The sequence below is a fragment of the Meiothermus cerbereus genome (assembly GCF_051297115.1).
Taxonomy (GTDB): Bacteria; Deinococcota; Deinococci; order Deinococcales; family Thermaceae; genus Meiothermus; species Meiothermus cerbereus_A.
The window spans coordinates 1-5,502 of the sequence record NZ_JBEVAL010000114.1 but is presented as its reverse complement, the minus strand read 5'-3'; the positions used below and the strand labels follow the sequence as shown (position 1 = coordinate 5,502).

Annotated in this window: 3 protein-coding genes; 1 reads left to right on the top strand and 2 read right to left on the bottom strand. The window is 59.7% G+C overall.

The window, feature by feature from the left end; translation table 11 throughout:
* Positions 1-311: 311 nt before the first annotated feature.
* Positions 312-1,148, top strand: a complete 837-nt coding sequence (locus ABWU19_RS14180; protein WP_435902307.1) for a hypothetical protein — start codon at positions 312-314, stop codon at positions 1,146-1,148.
* 237 nt (positions 1,149-1,385) lie between these two features.
* Here ABWU19_RS14180 and ABWU19_RS14175 read toward each other — a convergent pair whose 3' ends face one another.
* Both ABWU19_RS14175 and ABWU19_RS14170 read right to left on the bottom strand, forming a co-directional pair.
* Positions 1,386-4,421 (bottom strand): helicase-related protein, encoded by a 3,036-nt coding sequence (locus tag ABWU19_RS14175; RefSeq protein ID WP_435902306.1) that lies wholly within the window; start codon positions 4,419-4,421, stop codon positions 1,386-1,388.
* Positions 4,408-5,304: a winged helix-turn-helix domain-containing protein gene (locus ABWU19_RS14170; RefSeq protein ID WP_435902305.1), complete on the bottom strand. Its 897-nt coding sequence runs from the start codon at positions 5,302-5,304 to the stop codon at positions 4,408-4,410. Before ABWU19_RS14170 ends, ABWU19_RS14175 begins: the two co-directional genes overlap by 14 nt.
* Between the last annotated feature and the right edge of the window lie 198 nt (positions 5,305-5,502).

Genomic DNA, 5,502 nt, shown 5'->3' with positions numbered 1-5,502 from the left:
GTCAAGATAGTAAAGGGGGTGCTCACGATCTTGCTGCATAGCACCCCCTCTTTTTTCACATCCCGAGGGTCCAGATCAAGTAGCACACGAAGGAATTGCAAAAGCCTTAGCCCCGTAAGGGGATTGCTACACCTGTGAAATTGCGGGTGCAAACTCAGGGTGCCTGGCCTCGGTTGCAAAAGCCTTAGCCCCGTAAGGGGATCGGAACCAGGTCCTTGCACCTGGTACATACCTGGGCAGAAGCCTGGCGCCCGGATTTGCCTACCAGCAATACCAGGCAACCGTCCTGGCAGCCGGAGTGAGGGCGTGGAATGCGCCTCGAGGGGGACCTGGACAACACCGACCGCGAGCTAGCCGTGGGGATACACCCACCCCGGAACTCCGGTTCCGCCCTCAGGGGGCAGGGGTACCCCGGGAGTTTTCTTCCGGGGTACCCCGGAAATCAGTTTCCGCCCTCGAATGCCGATGGGGACGCGATTGGTCAACACCAACCCGAGCACCCCGGAAATCCACTTCCGGGGTCCCCGGAAACCATCTTCCGGGAGGAGGCCCTTCTGGCGGGTGCCCTACCGACCTCCGCGGGCAACCTCCTGCGGGCCGAGCGGGCCCTCCACGCATTGGAGGGGGGAGAAGTGGCCTTACGGGTGGAAGGGAGCCTGACCCTCTCCCCTGGCCAGGGAGGGAGCATCCCCGTCCAGGTCCTCTCCCCTTTCCCGGTGCGGGTGGAGGTGCGGCCCGAGGGAGGGCTTTCCGCCTACCTCTCCCCCAACCCGGCCCAGGGGCAGGCCTTCTTGCGGGTTAGGGCAGGCACGGGGTTAGCCCCTGGTACCTACCGGGTGGCCTTGGTGGCGGGCGGTTCATTTGGGGTATGGGGGCCCCAAAGCGGCGCCAGGGCCCAGGCTGAGGTTCGGGTGGTGCAGGGACCGGAGGCCAGGGTGGTGCTGGAGGCCTGCTCCTCCAGGGGTTGCGAGAGGCTGGTCCTGCCCAAGGAGGGCGGCCCCTTCCGGCTCGAGGCCAACCCCGGGGAGGCCTACCGCCTCCTGGCCTTCCTGGATGCCGACGGCAACGGCACCCTGGACCAGGAGGAGCCCCGGGACCAGGTGGAGGTGGTGGCGCCTGTCCAGGGGGTTGGGCTGGTGGTGCGGTAGCCTTAAAGGACATCTGCTTTCCACAACCGAGCGTTTATTGGCAAGCTCTACCAGGAAGTGGGGGAGTTTCCTGTTGCGCAAGATTGCCCGTGGCCCCTTTTAACACCACATAAGGGGCGCCCTTCTTTGTCGCATGGCGCCAATGGCATAGAAGCCCAGACCCTGGGCCAAGCCAGCAGCTAAAAACCCCCGCGCTACACTTTCCTTCTCCTTCGCCTTCGCAATGAGCGTCTCATCTCAGGCCAGGGTTAGGAACACCACCAGCTCGAGGTCATCTTCCTTGTAGGTCTTTACTTCCTCGGGGCTCGGGGCAGATGTCCTTCCGCTCAGGCCATACTTCTCTACGAACGCCTTCAACGCACCAACGAGCTCCTCGTCCTGATCTGCATATTTTTTGAAGACGGCTTCCAGTTCGCGTACCAGCACTTGCGATAGGGGCTCACGGAACGCCTTCAGTAGCTCCACCACATCGTTGCGATCTACCAGGGGATGCTTACCCAAACGCAAAAGAGCTTCCTTGACTTCCCGCTGGACTTTGGGCAATTCAGGGAGTTGCACGGCATATTGCTGGTTTAGTTCCTCCAGCAAACGCGACTTCACCCCAGCAAGGATGGAGTCTATGTCGTAGTCGGCATCCACACGTGGGGTGTTTTCGTCGCATTGGATTAGCCGGAAGATCCGTTGCTTGGAGTCGATTATTTTGCCGCTGTCCACCTCGTAGAAGCGCCAAAGATGCTCTCCGTCCACTTTGAAGTGAAAGAAAACTCCTCTTGTCCCTTTACCGGCCATTCCACTGTGGATGCCATATGGAAGCTCCTCCAGCCTCTTCGCCCCCTCCTTTTGCAGGAAGGTGGAGAGTGCGAGCCTCATGAACTCGCTAGAAATCTCCGACTCCGCTTCCAACTCGTCAGCAACGCTGGCATCCTCTTGTTTTATACGGCGGAGGGCGTTAAAGGTCTTGGGGTTGATCACCTCGCCCAGAATGCTGGCATCAAGACCCACGTTCTTGTCTATCTGGATGATCTTTTCCATCAGCCGCTCCAGCAGGCCCAGCATCTCCTCGAGGCCCTCCTCGGGAAAGAAGTTGTGGATGTGGATCACCTCGAAGGGTGAGCCCAGCCGGTCAATGCGCCCAGCCCGCTGGATCATGCGCACGGGGTTCCAGTGAAGGTCAAAGTTGATGACGGTATCCGCGTCCTGGAGATTCTGTCCTTCGGAAAGCACGTCGGTAGCCAGAAGCAAATCCAGTTCCTCCTCGGGAGGGATCTGGGCCTTGTGGGATTTGGGAGCAAACCGCCGAAGGATGGCCGAGCGCCGCTTGGGGGATACGCTGCCGTCCACCACCTCCCAGCGCACAGCTTCCAGGTGTGGGGCGTGGACCCCCCTAAAGGCCCTCTCCAAGTAGCGGGTAGTGTCTTGGAAGTAGGAGAAGACCACGATCTTCTTGCTCGGTCGCTCGCGAATCAGCTCCACCAGCTTGTTAATCTTAGGATCGTTCTCCTCGGTCAGGGGTTCCACCAGGCGTAGCATCTTCCGTAGCCGTTCCAGGTCCTCCGCCGCAACATGGGCTAACTCTAGCTTGCGGTACGCCGAGGCATCCACAGAGGGTAGGGTTTCCAGCAAGGCGGAGGCCTCCTCCTCGTTTTCCAAGGCTAGGAGGCGGCGGTAATCCTTGCCAGTGAGTAACCGCCCATGCATAAGCTCCTCAATGAAGCGCTCGTGAAAGGCAATCTGGCGGCGCAGGGAGAGGCGGAAGGCTTCCACGCTGGACTCGAAGCGCTTCAGGAGGAGGCTTTTGATCAGGCCAATCAGGGCCTCGTTGCGAAGGCTTTCGTATTTATCTGCCTCGCTGGGCGCTGTGAGGAAAGCTTCCGGGTTGTACACCGCCAGGACAAGGCCCTCGAAAATTTCGGCCACCTGCCTGTAGATACCAGGGAGGACGGCCTCGAGGTTGTAGCGCTCCGTATGCAGTTCCCGCCTGGGAAAACGCACCGGCTCACCGTCGATTGTGTCCTCGGGAAACTCTTGCTTAATGAACTGGCGCGTACGACGGATCATCACTTCCTCCAGGAGGTTCAGCAGGTCTCCATCCTCCAGGGCTCGGATGAAGTAGCTACGCAGGTGGGGGATGCCCGCCCGGGCGAAGTATCCCTCCCCGCGGGCGAAGAGCATGATTTGGTTGTAAAGGTCGAAGACCGAGTTGTTGATGGGGGTGGCCGTGAGCAACACCGCCTTCTTCCGCCGCCCGGCGCTCATGATGCGAGAGAGGGCAGAATAACGCTGGTTGTAGTTGCGGAAGTTATGGGACTCATCGATAAGCACCACCTCCACGTCAGAGTATTGGGTCCAATCAAAGTCTTTGCGCCCCATGCTCTCCATGGTCTCCACCCGGGCAGCCACCTGGATGGAGTGTAGCTCGTTCTCCCACATTTCTTTGAGCTGAGCCGGTGCAACGACCAGGCACTTCTTGCGCTGGAAGTAGCCGAAGTGTTCCAGGAGTTTCTTACCGACCCAGGTCTTGCCTAGGCCCACCGAGTCGGAGATGAACACCCCGTCGTATTTCTCCAAAATCCGCAGGGCCCGCTCAAAGGCCTTCTGCTGGAAATCAGCTAAGTCTACCAGGGACTTGCCAATGTCCCGGCCTTTTTCCAGGTCCACGGTGAGCTCATCCTTGAAGTACTCGTAGAGGCTTTTCAGGAAGACCAGGTAGGGGCTGTAATCCCTGCTGATAAGCTTGGACTCCTCCAATAACCGAACCAGCTCCAGCTTGTAGTCTTCTGACTGCTCCCAAAAGCGCTCAAACCACTCGCGTGCAGCTTGGGCAGCATAGCGTTGCTTGTGCACCGAGTTGAGCTCGGTGTTGGCGGTGAGCCCAGCGTAGGTGAAGTTTGAGGAGCCAATGATGGCCACGTCGTCGAAGATGTAGGCTTTGCCATGAAAGAATCCTTTGGTGTAAAGCCGAACCTCCACCTCGGGGCGTAACAGGAGTTGCACCAACTCCCTGGCTAGCTCGCGGTTGCGGGCGGTGAACTGCGTTCTCGCCAGGTCTTGCCGGAAACCGGCTGGGTAGAGTTCCCCCCCAGAAGCCCCCTGTTCCTTGGAGAGCAAAAGCCGAAGCCTGGGCACGCCCTCAAGAGCTTCCTTAACCAGCGCGTATCCTCCCAGGTTGAAGTAGCCGCTAGCGATGTCAGCTCGAGGCTGGCTACGCAACAACCAATCCAGGACCTCAGCGAGCTTGAGGTGCTCGTTGTCGATGAAGTCAGGAAGGATCATCGTGCTCCTCCAGATATCTGCGACCCGCCTCGGTGAGGACCCAGCTCCCGTAGCTACCGGATTGCACCAGACCTTCCTCCTTTAGGGAGGCAACCTCCCAACGTGCCCGGTTTTGCCAGACCGGCTCACCGTGTCTGGGATCATCATTGACTGGGTCCATGTCCTCGCCCTTGAGCAGGTGCTTCACCTGCTGATAAACCCTGTCCAGCACCTCAGCCGCTTTTCCCTGTCCCCCCAGCTCCGCCAGGGCCCGCAGGATAGGCAAGCGGTAATTTTTCTGGGGTGTGGCCGCGCCTTTGGGTTTTCTGCCGGTCTTGTTAGGCTTCTCGGGTTTTCCTGGAGCGCGCTTAACAGCCTTGCCAGGTTTGTCCCGCTTCCTCCCGGAAAAGATCGCCCACAGTTTGGCCAGCTCCTCCCCGCCGTGCTGCACCTTGACCAACCGATCAAGCCAGTGAGCCAGGATGGCCACCTGCTCATAACGGCGAGATTCCTGTGCCCTCCGCAGGGCCATCTCCCCATGGGCCATCAGCGCCTCCACGTTCTCCAGGAAGCCCCACAGTTTGCGTTCTGCGTTCTCTACCAGTTTTTCTAGAAGAATCTGCTCAGATTTCTCCTCGGCGCTGAGGGGGTCGAGCTGCTCCAGCTGTCGGACCAAGCCCTCCAGCCAGGCTCCCTCGGCCTCTACCCAGAGGACTCCATCGGGGCGCACCAGGCCCACCTGGGTATCACACTGCACCAGGATGGCGATCGCCCGCTTGATCAAGACTTGCTCGAGGGCTGCACGGGGCGGATAGGGCGGAACCAGGCGGAGTACCTGGAAAAGCCCGTCCAGGTCGAGCAGGAGCTCGCCTTTATAAGGCCCAAGCGAGTACGGTACGGCCATAGATACCCTTCCTCCGGCTACGCTTTGAAAGCGTCACAAGTGTTCCCCCCGCAACCAGCGGTTGCCCAACCTCACAGCGAAGCGGCCAAGGCTTAGGGATAAGTTGCGGATCCTCGGTTCAACATCTTCTAGGTCACGTACCCAAGCCGACCACTCTGCCGCCCGCCCAAATTGCCGCCGATGGAGGTCTTCCTCCTT